The following is a 21,991-nucleotide window of genomic DNA, read 5'->3' as shown; positions in this document are numbered from 1 at the left end:
GTGGCCGGCCCGCTCGGTCCCGCCGCCCGGTTCGGACCCGTCGTTTCGCTCAGATGCGGCCGTGGGCGGTCTCCTCGGTCTCCTCGCTGGTGAAGACGTAGTCGGCGGTCTCGCCGTACGACGCCTCGTAGCTCATCCCGAAGGCGTCGGAACGGCCGCTGGTCCTGCCCACCTCGAATTCCGGCGCGAACCCGAACATGGCGTTCCTGATCTTCGTCGAGCTGCCGTCGGGCCCGGTGAGCGGCTCGTAGGAGAGTTCCGTCCGGCCCTCGACCGTGAGGCCGGGCCTGTCTCCTTCCCCGAGGGAGACGGCCGCCCGCTCCATGCCCAGGTACTCGCCGTAGAACTGCGACAGCTGGCCGAACGGTCCGCCTTCCCGGCCGGAGAGGATGCGCTCCAGGGCCTCGGCCTGCTCATCACTGGCCGAGGCGTCGACGACCAGTCCGACCTTCCAGTTGCCGGAGGACAGATTGGACGGGAAGAGGTTGTAGAACGCGAAGTCCACGTCGGACAGGTCGAGATCGTCCAGATTCCCGTCTGCCACATGGAACACGGCGGTGCCCCGGCATTCGGTGCGCCCCTCGGCATCCCGCGGCTGGCCGTCGTAGGGACAGCTGCACAACACCGCACAAGAGCAACCGGCCACATAGGTGCCGGATATCGTCCACGACATGAGTGCTCCCCTTTTCCGATGATGATGGCGGCGAGCGTCGTCCTTTACTTTTACGCTAAACCTGACAAATCACCCTGTAAACGTCGTTCCGGCACATCACGGCGATTCAATTCTTGTCCGGCTTCGGGGCGGCCTCGTCGTCCTGCTCGTATGCGGCCGCGGCTCTGGCCCGTTCGCTGTTCCGCAAGGGCGCGAACTTCACGGCGGCGATGGCGTTCGAGATCGCCACGCGGGAGCAGGCCGAGCGCGGGATCGCGGGGTCGATGGAAGGCCACGCGGCCATGGACATGTTGGTACGGGCCGAGGGCGGCTTCGTCCGGCGTCTGTTCTCCCGGGACGGCTTCAGCTCCGTGTCGCACATCTTCGTCATGGAGTGGGCGGCGATCGTGCGGGACCTGGTGGCGGGGCTGCTGATCGCGGGGGCGATCGCGGCCTGGGTGCCGGAAGACTTCTGGCGCACGTTCGTCCTGGCGGACCATCCGCTCGCCGCCAAACTGATCGGCCCCCTGGTCGGGACGCTGGTGGCCATCGCCACTTTCGTCTGCTCGATCGGCAAGGTGCCGCCGGCCGTGGTGCTGTGGAAGGGCGGCATCAGCTTCGGCGGGGTGATCGCCTTCATCTACGCCGGCCTGCCGATCCTCCCCATCCTGAACATCTACCGGAAGCACTACGGCGCCCGCACGGCCGTTTTCCTCCTCGGCACCTTCTTCGCCGCGATGGCCGTCGCCGGATACGTCGTCCTCGTCTTCCTGCTGCTGGCGGCGGCTCTGCTCCTACGGTTCTGGCGCACCGGCGGCCCGGCCATGCTGCGGATGATGGGCGGCTCACCCGGCGCCGGGGAAACAGAGCACGGGCACGGGCACGCGCACACCCCGCATGAGACGTGAGAAGCGTCTGTGGGATAACCCCCATGCGCATCGACCGGCCTGCCGCATGGTTCGCGACCCGGTCGCTCCACAAGGCTGTACGTGGTCCTTTCACCCGTACAGACAAGGGAGTTCAGGCATGCAGACCCGTCGCGCCACCATGCTGTCGGCCATTGCAGCACTCGCCGTGTCCGCCGTCCCGGCACGAGCGGCGGCCGGCGAGCCGCGCCCGGCCGGGCTGGTGCGACTGACGTTGCCCGCGCCCAGCGGCCCATATCCCGTGGGGACGGTCGCGCTGCGCCTCGTCGATGCCTCGCGGGCCGATCCCTGGGTCGCGTCGCAGCCGTACCGGGAGCTCATGGTCGGCATCCGCTATCCGGCCCGGACCGTCGGCGGCTGTCCGGCCGCACCCCAGATGCTTCCCGGCGAGGCCTCCGGGTTCGCCGCCCTGAACAGCTTCACCGATGTGCCGAGCAGCCGGGTCGACTGGGCGGCCACCCGCACGCACGCTCACGAAGGTGCCCCGGTCGCTCACGGTGGTCCGCTCCCGGTGCTCTGCTACTCCCCCGGTGCCGGGGACCCGCGCTCCCTGGGCACCACTCTCTGCGACGACCTTGCCTCCCGGGGCTATGCCGTGGTGACCCTCGATCACACCTACGACGCCTCGGCCGTCGAGTTCCCCGGCGGCCGCGTCGAACGCTCCGTCCTCCCCGCGGAGTTCGCCAAGGCGTACCCGGACCAGCAGCGCATCACCGCCCTGTTGCGGAAAACCATGGCAGTACGCGTGGCCGACGCCCGCTTCCTCCTCGACGCACTGCCGAGCGCGCTGCCCCAAGTCCTGTGCGGCAGGCTGGACTTCGGCCGCATCGGCATGTTCGGCCAGTCGGCAGGAGGCTTCACCGCCCTGCAGACCATGCACGACGACCCGCGCATCGCAGCAGCGGCCAACCTGGACGGGGTACTCGCGTACGTCCAGGACGACAGCGCCCCCGGCAACCTGTCCTCCGTTGCCGCCGACGGCCTCGACCGCCCCTTCCTGCTGATCGGCAAGGATGGCAACGACCTCGGCACGGTGCCGTCCTGGCAGGCTCTGTGGCGCAACAGCCCCGGATGGCACCGGGGCCTGAGCCTGCGGGGCGCGCAACACGCCACGTACACCGACGCCGAAGCGATGGTTCCGCAGATCGCCCGGCGGCTCGGCCTGCCCCGCAAGACCGTCGTCGAGAACATCGGCACCATCGCCCCGCGGCTCGCGATCACCGCCCAACGGGCCTACGTCGCCGCCTTCTTCGACCGCTGGCTGCGCGGCCGGGACGACGACGCTCTGTGGGACGGGGCGTCCGGCTGCCATCCGGAAGCACGGTACTTCTGAGAGCTGAGCGGCGGCTGTCAAGATCGGGGAATCGGTGGCCTGAACTGATACCGCCCGCTACGTTGTCGCTTGCCCACAGGCGCAAGGGGGCGGTGGTCGAGGGGGGCCGCCGGTCCAGGACGAGGAGCGTGTCATGACCGAGGAACCGGCCGCCGACCGTGAGGCCGTGCTGGCGCGGCTGGATCTGACCACCCCGCATTCGGCACGGGTGTGGAACTACTGGCTGGGCGGCAAGGACAACTACGCCCCCGACCGCGCCATGGGCGACCAAGTCCTGGAGTACTTCCCGGAGATCGTCGACTCCGCGCGGGCCGACCGGGCGTTCCTGGGCCGCGCGGTGCGCCATCTGGTCGGCGAGGCGGGCGTCCGCCAGTTCCTCGACCTCGGCACCGGCCTGCCCACCGCGGACAACACGCACGAGGTCGCCCAGCGGCTGGCCCCCGCGACCCGGATCGTCTACGTCGACAACGACCCGCTGGTCCTGGTGCATGCCCAGGCCCTGCTCACCAGCAGCCCCGAGGGCGTCACGGACTATCTGGACGGCGACGTCCACGAACCGGGCCCGATCCTCGAAGGCGCCGCCCGGACACTGGACTTCAAGCAGCCGGTGGCACTCATGCTGCTGGGCATCATGCAGTTCGTGAGCGACGACGAGCAGGCGTACGAGATCGTCGACCGGCTCGTGGCCGCCCTGCCCTCCGGCAGCTATCTGGCGCTCGCCCATCCCACCGCCGAGGTCCACACCGAGGCCATGACGGCGGCGGTGGCCAGCTGGAACGAGCAGGGCTCGGCGCCGATGAAACTCCGCAGCCGCGAGCAGCTGCTGCGCTTCTTCGACGGTCTGGAGCTGCTGGAACCGGGCGTGGTGTCGTGCTCGCGCTGGCGTGCGCAGCAGCCCGAGGTCGGCGAGATCGTCGACGTGACGCAGTTCTGCGGGGTGGCGCGGAAGCCCTGAGGCTGCCCTTGAGGACCGGTCTTCACGACCGGCCCTCAAGGATGTCGTGGGCCTTGCGGACGGCGTCGCGGTTCCAGCGGCGCTGCTTCTCCAGCTTCGCCCGGTTGTTGGCGATGAGCTGGTTCTGGATGCGTACGTCGACGGCGTGCACGGTGCGGACGTAGCCGGTGTGCTGCTTGCAGCGGGCGTCGGCCGTCGCCGTCTGCTTCTCCGAGGCCGAGGGTGCGTCGGGGTCTCGAGGCGGCGCGGACAGCCGTGCCTCCAGCTCCTCCCGCTGACGGTCCTCGCCGATCTCGGCGTCCCTGGGAGTGGCGTAGTGGTAGCCCGCTTTGCGCATGCATGACGACCACGCCTTGTCCGCCTTCTTCCAGACGGGGTCCTTCATGCCCTGCTGGAGGCTCTTGGACTTCAGTTCCAGGACCGGGTTCCTGCGGTCCTGCGGGCTACTGCCGTAGATCGCGCGATCCGCCTCGCCGAGACAGCCGCGGCGCGGGATGCGGTGGCCGTGCACGGACTTCGGATCTGCGCCGAAGAACTCGCCGGTCAGCGCCAGGAATTGGGAGAGGGTCCACTTCTTCTGCGGGTTGCGGCGCTCGTATGCGGCCCGCGCCGCCTGATAGCCGTAGCGCGCGGCCTGCCGGGGGTCCTGGATGCCGTAGCGGAGGTCGTCGTCGACGTACGCGACGGCCGTGAACACGCCTGTGCCCGCCGGGCGTTGGGGCCAGGCGGGCAGGGGGTCGATGTCGAGGTTCTTCAGGTCGTCGAACCCGAGGCGGACCATGCACTGCTTGGCGAGCGTCCAGCGGGCCGTACCGACGGTGTGTCCGTCGTCGGACAGGTCGTAGGCGGCCAGCGGCAGGAACCGCGGGTCGTTCGACGAGGTGGGGCGGGCCTCGGGCGTCGGCGAGCCGGACGGCTGCCCGCACCCGGCGAGGATGAGGGCCGAGGCCAGGAGCAGTAAGAGCGGGGCGGCTGCGCGCATTGGGCCAGCTCATCAGGGGCCGAGGACGGCAGACCGTGGTGGAGGCCACAGTTCCGGGTCACAGCCGCATCACAGGTGCCGCATACGGTCCCGGCGCGGCCGGCCGCCCTCACCACGGCCGAAGCGAGGGCGGCGGGCGCCGGTCAGCCGGCGGCGAGGAGCTCCAGGGTGTCGATCACCCGGTTGGAGAAGCCCCACTCGTTGTCGTACCAGGCGACCACCTTGATGTGGCGGCCGTCGACGCGGGTGAGGGCCGAGTCGAAGATGGAGGAGGCCGGGTTGCCGGTGATGTCGGACGACACAAGCGGGTCGTCCGAGTACTCGAGGACGCCGGCCAACGGGCCCTCGGCCGCGGCACGGTAGGCCGCCAGCACGTCTTCCCGGGTCACGTCGCGGGCCACCGTGGTGTTCAGTTCGACGATCGAGCCCACCGGAACGGGTACGCGAATCGAGTCGCCCGACAGCTTGCCGTCGAGGCCGGGCAGCACGAGGCCGATCGCCTTGGCGGCGCCCGTCGTGGTGGGCACGATGTTGATGCCGGCGGCGCGGGCGCGGCGGGCGTCGCGGTGCGGGCCGTCCTGGAGGTTCTGCTCCTGCGTGTAGGCGTGCACCGTGGTCATGAAGCCGTGCTCGATGCCGGCGAGTTCGTCGAGGACCGCGGCGAGCGGGGCGAGCGCGTTGGTCGTGCAGGAGGCGTTCGAGACGATGGTGTGCAGTTCCGGGTCGTACGCGTCGGTGTTGACCCCGTAGGCGAGGGTGACGTCGGCGCCGTCCGAGGGTGCGCTGACGAGGACCTTCCTCGCGCCCGCGTCGAGGTGGGCGCGGGCGGCCTTCGCCGAGGTGAAGCGGCCGGTGGACTCCAGGGCGACGTCGACGCCGAGTTCGGCCCAGGGCAGCTGCGCCGGGTCGCGTTCGGCGAGGACCTTGATGCGCCGGCCGTCGACGACGAGGGTGTCGCCGTCGACGGTCACCGGGCGGCCGAGCCGGCCGGCCGTGGAGTCGTAGGCGAGGAGCCGGGCGAGGGTGGCGGGCTCGGTGAGGTCGTTGACGGCGACGATCTCGATGGTGCTGTCGCGTTCCAGCAGGGCGCGCAGCACATTGCGTCCGATGCGGCCGAATCCGTTGATGGCGACGCGAGTCATGAATACCCCTTGGTGTCTCTGCGGCTCGTCTGGGTTCCCCACCAGCCTCGCGTGCGGGGTCCGCGGGCGGCCGTGGCGTGAGCGCCATGGTTCGAAAGGATCGCGCCAGGTCGCCGATGAGGCGGCTACTCGCCGCGGGTGAAGGTACGCCGGTACTCGCTCGGCGTGGTCCCGAGGATGCGCTGGAAGTGCATGCGCAGATTGGCGCCGGTGCCCAGGCCCACGTCATTGGCGATCTGCTCGACGCTGCGCTCCGACCGTTCGAGCAGCTCACGGGCGAGGTCGATGCGGGCGCGCATGACCCATTGCATCGGCGTGTATCCGGTGTCCTCGACGAAGCGCCGCGAGAAGGTGCGGGGTGAGACCGCGGCGTGCTGCGCGAGGGTGTCGAGGCTGAGGGGTTCGTCGAGCCGGTGCAGGGCCCACTCGCGGGTGGCGGCGAAGCGCTCGCCGAGCGGTTCGGGCACGCTGCGCGGCACGTACTGCGCCTGGCCTCCGCTGCGGTAGGGAGCCGCGACCAGGCGCCGGGCAGCGTGGTTGGAGGCGGCCACGCCCAGGTCGCCGCGCAGGATGTGCAGGCACAGGTCGATGCCGGAAGCGGCGCCGGCCGAGGTGAGCACGCTGCCCTCGTCGACGAACAGGACGTTCTCGTCGACCTGGACCAGCGGATGCTTCTCCGCGAGGGCCCGCGTGTAGTGCCAGTGCGTCGTGGCGCGCCTGCCGTCGAGCAGGCCGGTGGCGGCGAGCGCAAAGGCGCCCGTGGAGATGGCGGCGAGGCGCGCGCCCCGCTCGTGGGCGGCGATCAGCGCGTCGACGACGGCCGGCGGCGGGTCCTCACGGTCGGGGAACCGGTAGCCCGGCACGAACACGATGTCTGCCCAGGCGAGCGCGTCGAGCCCGTCGGCGACGTGGTACGCCAGCCCGTCGCCGCCGGTCACAAGGCCGGGTGCCGCCCCGCACACCCGTACCTCGTACGGCATGCTCGCGCGGGTCGTGAACACCTGCGCGGGAATGCCGACATCAAGCGGCTTCGCGCCTTCGAGGACCAGCACGGCGACGCGGTGGAGGCGGGGGGTGGGCACAGGGAACAGCGTACGAGGGGTGCGAGGCGGGCCTGATCATCTGCACCGACCGGGGAAATGTCGAATGCGCCGCTCCCCGATCGACGTGGGGGTGACGGCAACACCTCCCAGCACTCCAGGAGCACCCCCTCATGACCGTAACCGCAGACATGGCCATCTCTCTCGACGGCTTCATCGCCGGCACCGGCGTCGCCGTCGACAACCCGGGAGGCGACGGCGCCGAGCCGCTTTTCGAGTGGATCCACAACCTGGCGAGCTGGCGGCAGCGCCAGGGCATGACCGGCGGGGAGGAGAACCTCGACTCCGAGCTGATGCGCGAGTGGTTCGACGTCACCGGAGCGGTGGTCATGGGCCGGATGATGTACGACACGGGTGAGGAGTTCTGGGGGGACAACCCGCCGTTCCGGACCCCGGTCTTCGTGCTCACCCACCGCCCCCGGCCGACCCTGGTGAAGGAGGGCGGCACCACCTTCACCTTCGTCACCGACGGCATCCACAGTGCCCTCGACCGGGCGAAGGCCGCCGCCGGCGACAGGAATGTCGACATCGCGGGCGGGGCGAGCACGGTGCAGCAGTACCTCGGAGAGGGGCTCATCGACGAGCTGCAGCTACACGTCGTGCCCGCGCTCCTCGGCGCCGGGCTGCGGCTCTTCGAGGGGCTCGGCGCCCTGCGGTGCAAGGTCGAGCCGGTCCGCGTGGTCGACACGCCCCTCGCCACCCACCTGAAGTACCGCATGGTGAGATGACTTACTCGCCCGGGTAGCGGACTCCGATGCTCGCGCGTACGGCGTCCAGGGTCGCCATGACAGCGAGCGTGCCGTCCAGCGGGACGTACGGCGACTCGGTGAGTCCGGCGCGCAGGCAGCGGGCCACCTCCAGTGCCTCATGGGTGTAGCCGTTGCCCGGGGATTCCGGCAGGCGGATCTCCTCGGCCTCGTGGCCCTGGCGGTGCAGGACGAAGCCGCCTGCGTGGAAGAAGTCGCGGGCGAACTCGATGCGGCCGAGGGTGCCGTTGACCGAGGCGTGCTGTGCCGTCTGGGTGCCCAGGGAGCAGGAGAGCACCGCGACGGCTCCGCTGTCGTAGCCGAGCAGGATGCCGGTGTTGTCGTCGACTCCTTGCGGGTTGAGGTGCGCCCAGGCCGAGACGGCGTCGGGGGCGCCCAGCAGCAGTTGGGCGAAGGAGACGGGGTAGACGCCGAGGTCGAGCACGGCGCCGCCGCCCTGGGCCGGGTCGTGCAGGCGGTGTGCGGCGTCGTAGGGCAGGGCGATGCTGAAGTCGGCGTGGACGGAGCGGAGTTCACCGATGGCGCCGTCGGCGATCAGCTCCTGCATCCGCAGCACGGCGGGGTTGACGTAGGTCCACATCGCCTCCATCAGGAAGACGTTCTGCTTGCGGGCGATCGTCACCAGGTCCTGCGCCTGGGCGAGGTTGAGGGTGAGCGGCTTCTCGCACAGCACCGCCATCCCGGCCTCCAGGCAGAGCGCGGCCGCCGCGCGATGGGCCGAGTGCGGGGTGGCGACGTACACGACGTCCACTTCGGGATCCATGGCCAGGTCCTGCCAGCTGCCGTGGGCCCGGGCTATTCCGTGCCGGTCGGCGAATCTGTGGGCGGCGTCGGCGCTGCGGGAGCCGACGGCAACGAGTTCGGCGTCGTCGGGGATCAGACGCAGATCCTCGGCAAAGGTGTGGGCGATGCCGCCGGTGGCGAGGACACCCCAGCGGACGGGGCGTGTTCCTGTCATGGGCTCGGGCCCTTCCGTGGTGCGTGAGTATGTGGTTGCCGTTGTACGTCAGTACGGGGCTGCCCTGTGGTCACTTGGCGAATCCGGCGGGAGGCCTGCCTCACCGCCCCACCGCCACGCCGCTTGTTGAATGGGGGGTTCATGATCGACGTGATCATTGCGGGTGGCGGGCCGACCGGCTTGATGCTGGCAGCCGAGTTGCGTCTGCACGGCGTACACGTGGTCGTGCTGGAGAAGGAGGCGGAGCCGACCACGTACGTGCGCGCGCTCGGTCTGCATGTGCGCAGCATCGAGGTGATGGACCAGCGCGGTCTGCTGGAGCGGTTCCTCGCGCAGGGCCGGCGCCACGACAAGGTCGGCGGCTTCTTCGCCGCCGTCGGCAAGCCCTGGCCCGAGCGGCTGGACTCCGCGCATGCCTACGTCCTCGGCATCCCGCAGCCCACCACCGATCGTCTGCTGGCAGAGCACGCCATCGAGCTCGGCGCCGAGATCCGGCGCGGCTGCGAGCTGGTCGGGCTGAGTCAGGACGAGGACGGGGTGACTGCCGAACTGGCCGACGGCACCCGGCTGCGTTCGCGTTACCTCGTCGGCTGCGACGGCGGCCGCAGCACGGTGCGGAACCTGCTCGGCGTCGGCTTCCCCGGCGAGCCCAGCAGGGTCGAGACGCTGCTGGGTGAGATGGAGGTGGCCGCGCCGGCGGATGAGGTGGCCGCCGTGGTGGCCGAAGTCCGCAGAACACAGAAGCGGTTCGGCGTCGGGCCCTTCGGGGAGGGAGTGTTCCGCGTCGTCGTGCCCGCCGAGGGGTTGGCCGCGGACCGCACGGTCCCGCCGACCTTCGAGGAGTTCAGGCAACGCCTGCGGGCGGTGGCCGGCACCGACTTCGGGGTTCACTCACCGCGCCGGCTGTCCCGCTTCGGTGACGCCACCCGGCAGGCCGAGCGCTACCGGGTGGGCCGGGGACTGCTGTCGGGCGACGCGGCGCACATCCATCCGCCGACCGGCGGCCAGGGTCTCAACCTCGGCATCCAGGACGCGTTCAACCTCGGCTGGAAACTGGCCGCCGAGGTGGGCGGCTGGGCACCGGACGGCCTGCTGGACAGCTACCACGACGAACGCCATCCGGTGGCCGCCGACGTGTTGGACAACACCCGTGCGCAGATGGAGCTGATGTCCACGGAGCCCGGCCCGCAGGCGGTGCGCCGGCTGGTGTCGCAGCTGATGGACTTCGAGGAGGTGAACCGGTACCTGATCGAGAAGATCACCGCGATCGGGATCCGCTACGACTTCAGCGAGGGCCACGAACTGCTCGGCCGGCGCATGCGGGACGTGCAGTTGAGGCGGGGGCGCCTCTACGAGCTGATGCACGGCGGCCGCGGGCTGCTGCTCGACCAGACCGGCCGGCTGTCGGTGACGGGGTGGGCGGACCGGGTCGATCATGTCGTCGACGTCAGCGAGGAGCTGGAGGTGCCCGCGGTCCTGCTGCGGCCGGACGGTCATGTGGCGTGGGCCGGTGACGATCAGCGGGATCTGCTCGACCGGCTGCCCAAGTGGTTCGGTGCGGCCGTGAGGTGAGCGCGGCCGCCGCCGGGGGAAGGCTGCCATTCCGCCCCGAGGCAGGCGAGGGCTACCGCCCCTCCTGGTCCATCCCGGCCGAGATCCTTTCCGCCGCCACGGTCAGAGCCGACACGATCTCCTTCACCCGGTCCGCCGAGTACCGCACGCTCGGCATGGACACGGACACGGCCGCGATCGTGGCACCGGTCGAATCGGTCACTCCGCGCCCGATGGCGACGAGCCCCAGCTCGGAGCGTTCGAGGTTGACGGCGACGCCGCTGCTGCGGACGGCTCTGAGTTCGGCGCGCAGTTCTGCCAGGTCGGGGAGCTCCTCGGTCCCGTCGGTGGGGGCGTGCGCGTACAGCGCGGTCAGTTCGTCGTCGGCGAGCGCGGCGAGCATGATCAGGCCCCCGGTGACCTGGTGCGCGGGGAAGACCATGCCCTCGCGGTTGCCGACCCGCAGGGCCTGCGTGCACTCGACGGAGGCGATGAAGCGGACGGTGCGGCCGGTGCGGATGCTGACGTTGGCGGTCTCGTCGAGGGTGTCGACCAGAGCCCGCAGCGGGCCCAGGGCAGCGGAGCGGAGGGCGCCCACATTCGACTGGGCCTTGGCGGCGATCTCGAGGACGGGTCCGGCGCGGTAGCTGCGGTCCTCGTTCTGCACCGCGAAGTCGCGGTAGACGAGCGTCGACAGCAGACGGTGGGCGCTGGAGCGGGCGATGCCGAGCCGCCGGGCCGCCTCGGAGACCGTGATGGGGCCCTCGACCTGCAGAATCACCGCCAGCTGCAGCGCATGGTCCACGCTGGTCACGCCGTACGCCGGCGGGTTCTTCATCGACTTGGCCATGACCGTCGCCTCTTCCTGTCTGTTCCGCAGGACAGAATCTACTGTTCCGATCGGCGTGGTGCGGAGCACGGTGAGGGCATGACCGCCCAAGACGACGTCGTCTCCCCCGTCTCGCTCACCGCCGAGGACAGGCCGGACCAGCCGCCGGTCACTCCCGAGCTGGAGGAGCTCTACCGGGGCTTCGAGAAGGCCCTCCTGGTGCCCCTGTGGACCCGGATCGGCGACCTGATGCCCGCACACCCCAGGTCGAAGGCGCAGCCCCACCTGTGGGAGTGGCAGACGCTGCTCGATCTGGCCGGCCGCTCCGGTGACCTGGTGCCGGTCGGCCGCGGCGGCGAGCGGCGCGCGATCGCGCTGGCCAACCCCAGCCTGGGCGGCCGGCCGTACGCCACCCCGACGCTGTGGGCGGCCATCCAGTACCTGATGCCTGGCGAGGACGCGCCCGAGCACCGGCACACCCAGAACGCCTTCCGGTTCGTGGTGGAGGGCGAGGGCGTGTGGACGGTGGTGGAGCGCGACCCTGTGCCGATGCGACGCGGTGACTTCCTGCCGCAGGCCGGCATGAACTGGCACGCCCACCACAACTCGGCCGACCGGCCCATGGCGTGGATCGACGGCCTGGACATTCCCTTCCAGTACGACATCGAGGCGCAGTTCTTCGACTTCGGCCGGGACGAGCTGTCCGCGCAGGAGCACACGACACCCGACCGCTCGCGCTCACAGCGGCTGTGGGGGCACCCGGGGCTGGCGCCGGTCTCGCAGCTCGGCCGCCAGGAGGGCACTCCCCTGCTGTGCTACCGCTGGGCGGACACCGACGCCGCACTGACCGACCAGCTGGAGCTGGAGCGCGCGGGCCACCCCGGCACCGTCGGCCCCGGCCATGCGCTGGTGCGCTACACCAACCCGACCACCGCGGGCGATGTGCTGCCGACCATCCGCGCACAGTTCCACCGGATCGTCAGCGGCGTGGAGACCGCGCCGCGGCGGGAGACGGGTTCGTCGGTCTACCAGGTCTTCGACGGCTCCGGCCGCGTCAGCGTGGGTGACTTCTCCTGGTCGGTCACCCGCGGCGACCTGTTCGTCGTCCCGTCGTGGCAGCCCCTGTCGATCCGGTCCGAGGCGTCGCCGTCCGACTCGGACTCCGGCGCGCTCGACCTGTTCCAGTTCAGCGACGCCCCCCTGTTCACCAAGCTCAACCTGTTCCGCACCCACATCGAGGAGAACGCGTGAAGCTCGCCACCATCCGTCTCGGGGACCGCACCACGGCGGTTCGCGTCGAGGGCGACAGCCTCGTCGATCTCGGTCTGCCGGACGTCGGTGCCGTCCTGGCATCGCCCGGCGGTCTCGACGCCGCGGCGGCGGCCGACGGTCAGCGGTACGCGGGCGCCGACGCCGGGTTCGCGCCGCTCGTCCCCCGCCCCACCAAGGTGGTCTGCGTCGGCCTCAACTACCAGAAGCACATCAAGGAGATGGGCCGGGACCTGCCCGAATACCCCACGCTGTTCTGCAAGTTCGCGGACACGCTGGTCGGCGCGCGCGACAACGTGCGGCGTCCGGTGGAGACCGAGCAGTTCGACTGGGAGGCCGAACTCGCCGTGGTCGTCGGCCGCCAGGTCCGGCGCGCGAGCGAGAGTGAGGCCGAGGCGGCGATCGCCGGGTTCACCGTGCTCAACGACGTCACCTGCCGCGACTGGCAGTTCCGCACCCGCGAGTGGCTGCAGGGCAAGAACTGGGACTCCACGACACCGGTCGGCCCCTTCCTGGTCACCACCGACGAGGTCGGCGGCCCGCGCCCCGCGCTCGACATCCGCTGCGAGGTCAACGGGCAGGTCATGCAGCAGGACAACACCGGCGACCTGCTCTTCGACCCGGTCGACCTGGTCCGCTACGTGTCCACGATGATCCGGCTCAACCCCGGCGACATCATCGCCACCGGCACCCCCGGCGGCGTCGGCCACGCCCGCAGACCACAGGTCTTCCTGCACGAGGGCGACACCGTCGTCACCGAGATCGAGGGCGTGGGCCGCCTCGTGAACCGCGTCGTCTCCGAGGGTGCGTGATGCGAACCCTGCACACCACGCTGGCGTGGGTGGCCGAGGGCACCGCACGGTTCGGGAAGGCGGTGGCCGACCTCGACGAGGCCGCGTACGGCGCGCCCTCGCTGCTGCCCGGCTGGACCCGCAAGCACGTCGTGGCCCACGTGGCCGCCAATGCCCGTGCCCTGCGCAACCTCATGCACTGGGCCCGCACGGGTGAGCCCACCCCGATGTACGACTCGCCCGAGCAGCGCCTGGCCGACATCGAGTCCGGGGCAGACCTGCCTGCCAGGTGGCTGACCGCCTGGTTCGAGGAGTCGGCGCAGCTGCTGTCGTACGCCATGGCCGAGTTGACGGAGGAGCAGTGGCGGGCGGAGGTGCTGACCGCCCAGGGGCGGACCGTGCCGGCGAGTGAGGTCCCGTGGATGCGCAGCAGGGAGGTCATGGTGCATGCCGTCGACCTCGGCACCGGCATCCAATTCGCCGACCTGCCAGAGGAGTTCCGCGCCGAACTGCGCCACGACATCGTCGCCAAGCGCGGCAGCGACGCCGTCCCCACGGTCCGGGGCAGCGACGCCGACCTGACCGCCTACCTGGCGGGCCGCCCGTACACCGGTGTGACGACCCCGGAGGGTTCCCCCGCCCAACCCCTGAGTCCGTGGCTGTGACCACGCCGGAGCAAGACATGAACACCACGCACGTTCACCGCCCCGACGTCCTGGTCATCGGCGGCGGAATCGGCGGCCTCTCCGCCGCCCTCGCCCTCACCCGCCAGGGACTGCGGGTCCGCCTCTACGAACAGGCCGCCGAGTTCGGCGAGGTCGGCGCGGGCCTCCAGATCGCGCCCAACTGCACCCGGATCCTGGACGAGTACGGGCTCCTGCACGAGGCCGTCCAGCTCGGGGTCCTGCCCGAGCACATGATCATGAAGGACGCCCTCGATGCCGCCGAGCTGACCCGGGTCGACCTGAGGGACATGGAACGCCGCTACGGCTTCCCGTACATGGTCATCCACCGCAGCGACCTGCACGGTGTTCTGCTGCGCGGCTGCGAACGGGCGGGCGTGGATCTGGTGACCGGTACACGCTGCGAGTCCTACGAGAACTTCGAGGGCGGCGCTCGCGTCACCTTCGCCGACGGCCGCACCGACGAGGCCGAGGTCGTCATCGCCGCGGACGGCCTCCACTCGGTCGCCCGCACCCTGCTCGTCGACGACGAGCCCGTCGACTCGGCGTACGTCTCCTACAGCGGCGCGGTCCCCTTCCCGCAGGTGCACGCGAACGAGGTGCACGAGAAGGACGTCGTCCTGTACGTCGGACCGCACTGCCACTTCGTCCAGTACCCGCTGCGCGGCGGCCGGATGTTCAACCAGGTCGCGGTGTTCCGGTCGCCGAAGGCCCTGGCCGGTGAGGACGACTGGGGCACCCCGGACGAGCTGGACCGCGCCTTCGAGGGCACCTGCGAGCAGGTTCAGAAGGGTCTGCCCTTGATGTGGCGGGACCGCCGGTGGCGGATGTTCGACCGCGACCCGCTGATGACATGGGTCAGCGGGCGTGTCGCCCTGCTCGGCGACGCGGCCCATCCCCCGCTGCAGTACATGGCCCAGGGGGCGGTGATGGCCATCGAGGACGGCTGGGTGCTGGCCCGGCACGTCGGCGCACAGCGCGCGAAGCGGTCCGCGGGCGGATCCGGAGTCGACTGGGAAACGGCGCTCGCCGCGTATGAGGCCGTACGCCCCGAGCACTGCCGCCGGGTGGTCCTCACCGCACGCACGTGGGGCGACCTGTGGCATCACGTCGGGGTCGAGCGGGAGCAGCGCAACTCCGCGATGCGCTCGCGCGACACGTACGACTACTCCTTCATGGACTGGATCTACGGCCCCACGGCGCTGACCCCGGACCAGGAACCCGAGATGTACCCGACGATCCCGCTGGAGTCCGTGGAGATCTGAACGGCTGGGACAGGAGCGTGCCCCGCGTTCACCTGCGCCGCGAGGTGCGGCGCGGGGCGAGGCCGTCGAAGACGATGGCCAGCATCCGGTCTCGTACCTCTTCCTCGACGTGGGCGGGTGCGGAGGCTCGTGAGGTGGCAACGAGCAAGGCGTACACCTCGGGCAGTTCGACGTCGTTCCGGACGGCGCCGGCGCGCTGGGCCTGCTGCAGCAGGGCACCGACTGCTCGGCGCAGTCCGTCCGATGCCTGAGCGGCGTCGCTGCCGTGGTCACCGCCGACCTCGAGCAGGGCCTCGGTGATGGCGATCTTGCCGGTCGCGTCGGCGACGAGGTGGCGGAAGAAGTCGAAGAACGCGGTACCCGGGTCCGTGGCGTGCAACAGCGTTTCGGCCTGCTCGCGCAGGCGGTCGAACCGCTGCACCAGTACGGCTTCCAGGAGCGCCGCTTTGGTGGGGAAGTGACGGAACACCGTGGCGATTCCGACGTTGGCCAGGCGGGCCACCTCCTCGGTGGACGCGGACTCTCCGCCCTTGCCGAAGACCTCTTCGGCGACATTCAGGATCCGCTCGCGGTTGCTTCGCGCGTCGGCGCGCTGCGGCCGTCTGCCGCCGGTCTCTCGGTTGCCTGGGGTGCTCATCGCGCTTTCACTCATCTGCCGCTGTCCGGAGTCGCCACTCCGTATAATCGGAGTCAGCACTTCGGATAGTACTTCGACGCCACCGCATGCCGGCGCAGACGACAGGAGAGTGCCGATGACCGAAGTCCTCAGCCCGAGAGAGGTTTTCCTCGCGCTCGTGAACGGTGTTGCGGAGGGCCGCTGGAAGGACCTGCCCGACCTGTATGCGGAGCAGACCCATGTCGTGCACCCTTTCGACCCACTCCGCGCTGCGGCACTCCGCACCCGCGACGAACTGCGCGAACACTTCAGGCCAACGGGTGCCGGCCCCCGGCTGCACCGTCGGGCGACCAACATCACGATCCATGAGACGACCGACCCCGAGGTCATCGTCGCCGAGTTCGAGTACCAGGGAACCGTCGAAGGCACTGGAGAGCCCTTCGCGCTGCCCGGCATCTTCGTCCTACGGGTGCGCGACGGCGAGATCATCAGCTCCCGCGACTATTTCGACCATGTCACCGCCGCCCGAGTCCGAGGACAGCTCGACTCACTTGTCGCAGCCGTGCAGAAGGGGAGCGCCGCTTCGGCGTGAGCGCGCTGCACAAAGCCGTGAGCTGGGCATCTCCACGGCCTGGCCGGGATGTTGAGGGGGCGGACGGGCAACGGGCCGAGGACCAAGGGGATTTGGCCGACCTGCGACCACCGACCCCTGAGGGGCGGATGTGGTCCGATCACTACCATTGGAGCCCAAGACAACCATTCGACCGGCTCGTTGGATGCGTGCCGGTCGGGGTCGCCGGTGCCAGGGACCGCTCCCCGGGCTGCGGTGATCTTCCTACCCAGGAGGACCCTCCCGCATGTTCCGACGTATTGGCAACACGGTCGTCCGACATCCCGTCTGGACGATCGTGGCATGGCTGATCGCGGCGGTGGCGATCGTCGCCACCGCGCCGAGCCTGCCCTCGAACAGTGACGAGAGCAGCTTTCTGCCGAAGAGTTACGAATCGATCAAAGCGGCGGATCTCCAGGAAAAGGCGTTCCCCAGCGCCTTCACCCCGTCCGCGATCGCGCTGTACCAGCGCACCGACGGCGGCAGGCTGACCGCCGAGGACAAGCAGGACGTCGCCCGGATCACCACCGAACTGGGCAAGAAGCACATCGACCAGGTGCAGAAGGTCGTCCCCGGCCAGCCGTCCAAGGACGGCAGGTACGACCTGACCCTGGTCCAGATGGACAGCAAGAACGCCGGCCAGCCCAAACAGGCCGACGCAGCCAAGGTGTTACGCGAGGACGTCAAGGCGCTGGCCAAGGGCACGCATCTTGACGTCAAGCTCGGCGGCTCCGCCGCACAGGCCCTCGACCAGCAGGATTCATCCAAGCGCGGTCAGGCCCTGATCGGCATCGGCACCTTCGTGATCATTCTGGTGACCCTGCTGATCATCTTCCGGGCGCCGATCCTGGCCGTACTCCCCCTGGTCCTGATCGGCCTGGTGTCGGCGATCGCCAACGGACTGATCGCCTACGCCACCAAGCTGTTCGACCTGCAGGCCAACAGCTCGATCTCGTCGATCCTGATCGTCGTCCTGTTCGGCGTGGGAACGGACTACTTCCTGTTCCTGATGTTCCGTTACCGCGAACGCCTGCGCGCCGGCGACGAACCCAAGCAGGCCATGGTCAACGCGGTCGCCCGGGTCGGCGAGGCGATCGCCTCGGCCGCCGGGGCCGTCGTCATCGCCTTCCTCGCGCTGGCGCTGTCCACGCTGGGCTTCCTCAAGCAGATGGGTCCGGCGCTCGCCATCGCCGTCGCCGCCACCCTGGTCGCGGGCCTGACCCTGATCCCGGCCGTGGTCTCGCTCATCGGGCCGAAGGTCTTCTGGCCCTCGAAGTCCTGGCAGCGCGAGCCGGACAACGCCCGGTTCGCCGCCCTCGGCCGGGGTGTGCAGCGTCGTCCGGCGCTCACCGCGGTGGCATCCGGCCTGGTCCTGATCGCGCTGACGCTCGGGACGTTCGGCTACAAGGCCACCTTCGACCTGGCCTCGGGCTCGATGCCCAAGACCAAGGAGTCCATGGTCGTCCAGGACGAGATGCAGAAGGCGTACTCGGCGGGCGCGGCCGCCCCCACCGACGTCTATCTGTCCAGCACCGACGGCAAGCCGCTCGACAGGGCCGGATTCACCGCGTACGCGTCGAAGCTCGGGGCCGTGGACGGTGTGGCGAGTGCCCGGATGTCCCAGGTGAGCAAGGGCGGCACGACCGCCGACTTCACCGTCACGCTCAAGTACGAGGCCTCGACGGACAAGGCGATCGACGCCGTGGGCAGGGTGCGTGACATCGCGCATGACGACGCCCCCGAGGGCACCGAAGCCCTCGTCGGCGGCATGTCCTCGATCTACAAGGACATCAACACCGCGGTCAACCACGACTACCGGACGGTCTTCCCCGTCGCCGCCGTCCTGATCATGGTCATCCTGGGGCTGCTGCTGCGCAGCGTGGTCGCCCCCTGGTATCTGATCGCCTCCGTGGGTCTGGGCTTCGGCGCGACCCTCGGCGCCACGGTGTGGATCTTCCAGGAGGGGCAGGGGCACTCCGGGCTGATGTTCATGCTCCCGGTGATCATGTATCTCTTCGTGGTCGCCATCGGCACCGACTACAACATCCTCATGATCGCCCGGCTGCGCGAGGAGGCCCGGGAGGGCCGCGACCCGCGTGCGGCGGCCGGCATGGCGCTCCGGCACGCCGGGCCGACGGTGGCCGCCGCGGGCTTCATCCTGGCGGCGACCTTCGCCACGATGATGCTGGCGGGCAACGCGCTGCTCACGGAGATGGGTTTCGCGGTCTCCTTCGGCATCGCGGTCGCGGCCTTCGTGATGGCGATGTTCTTCACCCCGAGCCTCACCGCGCTGATCGGCCATGCGGCGTGGTGGCCGGGCCACGGGGACCGTGCGGAGCCATCGGCGGACGCGGACACCGGATCCAACGGTTCCGGCCCGGCCCCGGGACCGGGCCGGAACTCGGTCGCACACGATCCTGCGGGACGCCGCAGCTAGGGCATGTCGTTTGGCCCCGGTCGGCTGTGGGGATCGGTGCGTTGCCGCCGCCCCGAGCGGGGCCATGGGGAGCGTGCAGCTGCAAGGCGGAGGAGGGAGTCGACGCGGAGCGTCGGCAACCGACGACAACGCTGCAGATGTGACGACAGGCCCTAGCGGCGCGGAGGTGTGACAGGGCTGGTCTGCCGGGCCGTGCGGCCCGGCAGACGCCGTCCGCTTCTCCCTCAGGGGGCGTGACGGCCGGGGCACAGGACGCGGCGGGAGCGACGAGCGGCTTGGGCAGTCGTCAACTCCCGTGGCCGGGAGCCGCACCGATCCAGCGGTGGTAGGCGTCCACGTCGACGTTGCTGCCGCACACGACGGTGACCACGTGGCGGCCGGCGAAGCGGTCACGGTCCTCGAGGACGGCCGCGATGCCGAGCGCGCCCGACGGTTCGACGACGAGGCCGGCGTCATCGAAAAGCATCCGCATACCGGTGATGATCGACGCCTCCTGGACCAGGACGGCGTCGTCGGCGACCAGCAGGAGGTCGTCCAGGACGGCCGGGATGGGAAACCGGCCGGCGACGCCGTCAGCGATGGTTTCGGTCGAGTCGGTGGTGACGACGCGCCCACTGCGCCACGACCGGGTCATCGCCGGTGCGCCCAGCGGCTGGACGCAGATCACCTCGGCTGCGGGCGCGAGGGCCTTCACCACATGCCCCACACCGGTGGCCAGTGCCCCGCCGCCGAGAGCGATCAGCACGGCGTCGAACGAGGGCATCACGTCCACCAGTTCCAGACCGATGGTCGCCGCGCCCTCGCAGGTCTCGAGATCCAGGCTGTCTTCGAGCAGCCGGATGCCGTCGTGGCGCGCGATGGCCGCCGCCCGCTCGCGGGCCAACTCGTGGTCGCCGTCCACCAGTTCCAGTGTGGCGCCCAAGGCGCGGATGCGATCGAGCTTGGCCGGGGTCGCGAAGCGGGAGGCCACGACGGTGACGTCGAGCCCGCGGCCGCGGCCGGACCAGGCGAGGGCCTGGCCGAGGTTGCCCGCGCTGGCGCACACCACACCGCGCGACTCCTGGTCGGCGAGCAGGCTCGCGACCAGCTCGGTGCCGCGGGCCTTGAAGCTGCGCACCGGGTTCGCCGTTTCGAGTTTGATGCTCACCGTGCAGCCGAGGCCGGGCTCCAGTGCCTCGCAGCGGTACAGCGGAGTGTCGAGAAAAACGGGATCGATCACCCGGCGGGCCGCCCTGATCCGAGCAGTGTCGAGGCGCGTCTCCTGCATGACACGGCAGCGTAGTCGGCGCCGTTGTGCTCGCCGCCGTGAACAGCGGTTTCCTAGGTGGTCACCGGTCGGCGCAAGGCCTGCCCCAGCGCCAGCACACTCAGACCGAACATCAAGACCCCCAGGGGGAGATGGACCGACGGGACGTGCGCGATGCCTAGCACGACCTGGACCGAGGCGAGTACGAGGAAGCCTGACGCGTGCCAGATGGGCCGGGGCGAGCCGCCGCCGGGCTTCCACGCCAGCACCGCCGCAAGCACGTACAGCATCGACGCCCCGTACATCACACGGGCTCCGGCACTGTGCAGCGTTTCTCCGTAGGACGCGGTCAGCAGCAGTCCGGCGGAGACCGCCTGAAGGAAGATGGTCAGGGTCTGCAGGACGATCGCGATCTTCAGGAACGAGGAGCCGCGGTGTGCGTTCGCCGTCGCCGTCACCTCAGTGGCCATGTCACAGTCCCCTTTTCCGCCCTCGGGCAGTAGATCGATAAGGTCTCAACAGCCCGACGAAGTGGGTCGGCGGAAGGTAAGGCGGGGGGCGGCCGTAATCATGGGGAGTGCGGGGAGCAGCGCAGAGGAGATAGCCGGCGAGCGACGCCAACTGATCAATGTCGCTTACCGGTTGCTCGGTTCGGTGACCGAGGCCGAGGACGCCGTCCAGGATGCCTACGCACGCTGGTACGGGCTGCCACGAAGCCGGCAGGAGGAGATCCTGTCCCCCGGCGCGTGGCTGACGACGGTGACCGGCCGCATCTGCCTGGACCTGCTCGGCTCGGCGCGGTCCCGCCGTGAACGCTATGTCGGCGCGTGGCTGCCCGAGCCGCTGCCCGACCGCACCGAGTGGAACCACGTGGGCGGTGCCGCCCCCACCGACCCCGCAGACCCCGCAGACCCCGCCGACCAGATCGTCCTGGACGAGTCGGTGACCATGGCCTTCCTCGTCGTCCTGGAGACGATGACGCCCGCCGAGCGGGTGGCGTTCGTCCTGCATGACGTCTTCCGGTACCCGTTCGCCGAGGTCGCCGACGTTCTCGGCCGGACCCCCGCGGCCTGCAAGCAGCTGGCGGCCTCCGCCCGGCGGCGGGTGAGCGTCGCGCGTGCTCCAGTGGCGGCGAGCGGCCGGGCCGACGTGGTGAGGCACGTCAAAGAGGCCTGGGAGACCAAGGACATCGCAGCCCTCGTCGGCCTCCTCGACCCGGCCGCAGTGATGACCGCCGACGGCGGCGGCCTGGTCGGCGCCGTTCTGCGCCCGGTCGAGGGCGGCGCGCGCATCGCCCAGTACATGATCGCCATTGCCGACAGGGCTCCGGGGCTCGAACTCCTGGAGCGGTCGGTCAACGGTGCACCGGGCCTGGTGGCCCGGCGTGCCGGCGTCGTCATGACCGTGGCCTCGTTCGACGTCTCCGGCGGGCGCGTCACCAGGATCTGGGCGGTCCGCAATCCGGAGAAGCTGCGGCCGTGGGCGCGGGAGGGCTAGCCCGCCCTCGCTCTGCAGATCGTGCAGTCGCCGCAGCAATGCCCCCTGAATGTCGTCACGTACCGCCTGGCGGATCCGTAGGCGGGACCAGTGCGGCCGGGCGAACTCGCGCTCCAAAGTTCCAAGCGGAGTGTGCGGGTCACCGCGCCCGCAGGGCCCAGTCGAGGGTGTCGTCCGCGACGGCTTCCCAGCCGTCGTGGAAGGCCGTGCCGTGGTCCCGGCCCGGGTACTCCCGGTATTCGGTGGGCGCGGAAGAGCGGCGGTAACGGCGGTGGGTCTCGCGGACGACAGCCGCCGGCACGATGTGGTCGGCGGTGCCGGCCACCAGCAACAGCGGGGCGCGGCCGGAGTTGGCGAATCCGACTGCTGTGGCGGGAGCCGC

The 21,991-nt window shown here is 70.4% G+C and carries 22 protein-coding genes; 12 read left to right on the top strand and 10 right to left on the bottom strand.

All coding sequences use genetic code 11. The features are described 5' to 3' along the window. Positions 1 to 49: 49 nt before the first annotated feature. Positions 50 to 673, bottom strand: coding sequence for a DUF1326 domain-containing protein (locus IH68_RS0120220; RefSeq protein WP_030937155.1), 624 nt, complete (start codon positions 671 to 673; stop codon positions 50 to 52). Positions 674 to 786: 113 nt separating this feature from the next. On the opposite strand from IH68_RS0120220, the gene IH68_RS0120215 reads away from it, so the two are divergent. The 3 genes from IH68_RS0120215 to IH68_RS0120205 all read left to right on the top strand — a co-directional run bounded on the left by IH68_RS0120215 (position 787) and on the right by IH68_RS0120205 (position 3,866). Beyond that, positions 787 to 1,560: a permease gene (locus tag IH68_RS0120215; RefSeq protein WP_234341443.1), complete on the top strand. Its 774-nt coding sequence runs from the start codon at positions 787 to 789 to the stop codon at positions 1,558 to 1,560. Positions 1,561 to 1,678: 118 nt separating this feature from the next. After that, a complete protein-coding gene (locus IH68_RS0120210) occupies positions 1,679 to 2,911 on the top strand; it encodes an alpha/beta hydrolase family protein (protein WP_030937151.1) in 1,233 nt (410 codons plus the stop codon). A gap of 133 nt (positions 2,912 to 3,044) precedes the next feature. Beyond that, the gene (locus tag IH68_RS0120205; RefSeq protein ID WP_030937149.1) at positions 3,045 to 3,866 is read left to right on the top strand and encodes an SAM-dependent methyltransferase; all 822 of its coding nucleotides are present in this window, start codon (positions 3,045 to 3,047) and stop codon (positions 3,864 to 3,866) included. Between the two features lie 22 nt (positions 3,867 to 3,888). On the opposite strand, the gene IH68_RS0120200 is transcribed toward IH68_RS0120205, so the two are convergent. The 3 genes from IH68_RS0120200 to IH68_RS0120190 all read right to left on the bottom strand — a co-directional run bounded on the left by IH68_RS0120200 (position 3,889) and on the right by IH68_RS0120190 (position 7,072). After that, positions 3,889 to 4,848, bottom strand: coding sequence for a hypothetical protein (locus IH68_RS0120200; RefSeq protein WP_030937147.1), 960 nt, complete (start codon positions 4,846 to 4,848; stop codon positions 3,889 to 3,891). Between the two features lie 143 nt (positions 4,849 to 4,991). Then, the gene (gene gap, locus IH68_RS0120195) at positions 4,992 to 5,990 is read right to left on the bottom strand and encodes a type I glyceraldehyde-3-phosphate dehydrogenase (protein ID WP_030937145.1); all 999 of its coding nucleotides are present in this window, start codon (positions 5,988 to 5,990) and stop codon (positions 4,992 to 4,994) included. 125 nt (positions 5,991 to 6,115) lie between these two features. Then, complete coding sequence (locus IH68_RS0120190) at positions 6,116 to 7,072, bottom strand: GlxA family transcriptional regulator (RefSeq protein WP_030937144.1); 957 nt, start codon at positions 7,070 to 7,072, stop codon at positions 6,116 to 6,118. 131 nt (positions 7,073 to 7,203) lie between these two features. On the opposite strand from IH68_RS0120190, the gene IH68_RS0120185 reads away from it, so the two are divergent. Next, entirely contained in the window at positions 7,204 to 7,818 is a 615-nt protein-coding gene (locus IH68_RS0120185; RefSeq protein WP_030937142.1) for a dihydrofolate reductase family protein, read from the top strand. A gap of 1 nt (position 7,819) precedes the next feature. Here the strand turns inward: IH68_RS0120185 and IH68_RS0120180 are convergent, their stop codons facing one another. After that, positions 7,820 to 8,815 (bottom strand): Gfo/Idh/MocA family protein, encoded by a 996-nt coding sequence (locus IH68_RS0120180; protein WP_030937140.1) that lies wholly within the window; start codon positions 8,813 to 8,815, stop codon positions 7,820 to 7,822. 141 nt (positions 8,816 to 8,956) lie between these two features. Between IH68_RS0120180 and rox the strand changes: the two genes are divergently transcribed. Next, the gene (gene rox, locus IH68_RS0120175; protein WP_030937138.1) at positions 8,957 to 10,387 is read left to right on the top strand and encodes a rifampin monooxygenase; all 1,431 of its coding nucleotides are present in this window, start codon (positions 8,957 to 8,959) and stop codon (positions 10,385 to 10,387) included. A gap of 52 nt (positions 10,388 to 10,439) precedes the next feature. On the opposite strand, the gene IH68_RS0120170 is transcribed toward rox, so the two are convergent. Beyond that, complete coding sequence (locus IH68_RS0120170) at positions 10,440 to 11,216, bottom strand: IclR family transcriptional regulator (RefSeq protein WP_030937136.1); 777 nt, start codon at positions 11,214 to 11,216, stop codon at positions 10,440 to 10,442. A gap of 78 nt (positions 11,217 to 11,294) precedes the next feature. Here IH68_RS0120170 and IH68_RS0120165 point away from each other — a divergent pair, with 78 nt between their 5' ends. The 4 genes from IH68_RS0120165 to IH68_RS0120150 are packed head-to-tail and all read left to right on the top strand — an operon-like array spanning position 11,295 to position 15,203. Continuing rightward, a complete protein-coding gene (locus IH68_RS0120165; RefSeq protein ID WP_030937134.1) occupies positions 11,295 to 12,446 on the top strand; it encodes a cupin domain-containing protein in 1,152 nt (383 codons plus the stop codon). Beyond that, positions 12,443 to 13,276 (top strand): fumarylacetoacetate hydrolase family protein, encoded by an 834-nt coding sequence (locus IH68_RS0120160; RefSeq protein ID WP_030937132.1) that lies wholly within the window; start codon positions 12,443 to 12,445, stop codon positions 13,274 to 13,276. Before IH68_RS0120165 ends, IH68_RS0120160 begins: the two co-directional genes overlap by 4 nt. Further along, positions 13,276 to 13,920 carry a maleylpyruvate isomerase family mycothiol-dependent enzyme gene (locus tag IH68_RS0120155; RefSeq protein WP_107057503.1) on the top strand — a complete coding sequence of 215 codons (645 nt, stop codon included), beginning with the start codon at positions 13,276 to 13,278 and terminating at the stop codon, positions 13,918 to 13,920. The genes IH68_RS0120160 and IH68_RS0120155 overlap by 1 nt, the downstream gene beginning before the upstream one ends. Before the next feature lie 17 nt (positions 13,921 to 13,937). Next, entirely contained in the window at positions 13,938 to 15,203 is a 1,266-nt protein-coding gene (locus IH68_RS0120150) for an FAD-dependent oxidoreductase (protein WP_030937128.1), read from the top strand. Between the two features lie 28 nt (positions 15,204 to 15,231). Here the strand turns inward: IH68_RS0120150 and IH68_RS0120145 are convergent, their stop codons facing one another. Beyond that, on the bottom strand, positions 15,232 to 15,840 hold the full coding sequence (locus IH68_RS0120145) for a TetR/AcrR family transcriptional regulator (protein WP_030937125.1): 609 nt from the start codon (positions 15,838 to 15,840) through the stop codon (positions 15,232 to 15,234). Positions 15,841 to 15,955: 115 nt separating this feature from the next. Here IH68_RS0120145 and IH68_RS0120140 point away from each other — a divergent pair, with 115 nt between their 5' ends. Both IH68_RS0120140 and IH68_RS0120135 read left to right on the top strand, forming a co-directional pair. Next, positions 15,956 to 16,411 (top strand): nuclear transport factor 2 family protein, encoded by a 456-nt coding sequence (locus IH68_RS0120140; protein ID WP_030937123.1) that lies wholly within the window; start codon positions 15,956 to 15,958, stop codon positions 16,409 to 16,411. A 265-nt stretch (positions 16,412 to 16,676) separates the two neighbouring features. Further along, entirely contained in the window at positions 16,677 to 18,866 is a 2,190-nt protein-coding gene (locus tag IH68_RS0120135; protein ID WP_030937120.1) for an MMPL family transporter, read from the top strand. Between the two features lie 286 nt (positions 18,867 to 19,152). Here IH68_RS0120135 and IH68_RS0120130 read toward each other — a convergent pair whose 3' ends face one another. Continuing rightward, entirely contained in the window at positions 19,153 to 20,133 is a 981-nt protein-coding gene (locus IH68_RS0120130; protein ID WP_030937117.1) for a threonine ammonia-lyase, read from the bottom strand. A 53-nt stretch (positions 20,134 to 20,186) separates the two neighbouring features. Continuing rightward, positions 20,187 to 20,582, bottom strand: a complete 396-nt coding sequence (locus IH68_RS0120125; protein ID WP_030937115.1) for a hypothetical protein — start codon at positions 20,580 to 20,582, stop codon at positions 20,187 to 20,189. A gap of 100 nt (positions 20,583 to 20,682) precedes the next feature. Here IH68_RS0120125 and sigJ point away from each other — a divergent pair, with 100 nt between their 5' ends. Then, positions 20,683 to 21,609, top strand: coding sequence for an RNA polymerase sigma factor SigJ (sigJ, locus tag IH68_RS0120120; RefSeq protein ID WP_030937113.1), 927 nt, complete (start codon positions 20,683 to 20,685; stop codon positions 21,607 to 21,609). Positions 21,610 to 21,748: 139 nt separating this feature from the next. On the opposite strand, the gene IH68_RS0120115 is transcribed toward sigJ, so the two are convergent. After that, complete coding sequence (locus IH68_RS0120115; RefSeq protein ID WP_159403700.1) at positions 21,749 to 21,934, bottom strand: hypothetical protein; 186 nt, start codon at positions 21,932 to 21,934, stop codon at positions 21,749 to 21,751. Between the last annotated feature and the right edge of the window lie 57 nt (positions 21,935 to 21,991).

Origin of the sequence: Streptomyces sp. NRRL S-646 (genome assembly GCF_000720765.1) — a bacterium.
GTDB lineage: Bacteria > Actinomycetota > Actinomycetes > Streptomycetales > Streptomycetaceae > Streptomyces.
This window is presented reverse-complemented; position numbering and strand designations above follow the sequence as displayed.